Raw genomic sequence first — 350 nt, forward strand, 5'->3', positions numbered from 1 at the left:
TTCTGTGTAGATGAGGTCACTTCTCGATTGACGGCAAGGTGTGTCACAAATTGTGTGACGTCCTGTTCGTCGAGGTCTTTAGGGTGACGTTTCTTGTTAAACAAAATAAAACGCTTTATCCATAACAGATAGGTTTTTTCGGTTTGTATTGAATAATGCTTTGTTCTCATGACATGACGAATGCTTTCTAAAAATGGTGAATTAGCCACTGTTGACTCCTTTTTGTATGGTGTGGTTACTGAAAATGTTTAGTAAACCGCATTTTACAAAAGTGACAACAGACCTATAGGCCAGTTTATGCCTGCACTTAAGGCTAGATTAGACCGTGTGGTTACGATGCACGCATAGTA

At 39.4% G+C, this 350-nt stretch carries 1 protein-coding gene; it reads right to left on the reverse strand.

Going from position 1 to position 350, the window contains the following annotated elements; genetic code table 11:
- Window positions 1–209 (reverse strand): phage integrase N-terminal SAM-like domain-containing protein (locus AB9H30_RS19405; protein ID WP_371196441.1); only part of this gene is annotated, 209 nt, incomplete at its 3' end.
- Window positions 210–350: the final 141 nt, after the last annotated feature.

Source organism: Glaciecola sp. SC05, from assembly GCF_041380235.1.
Taxonomy (GTDB): domain Bacteria; phylum Pseudomonadota; class Gammaproteobacteria; order Enterobacterales; family Alteromonadaceae; genus Glaciecola.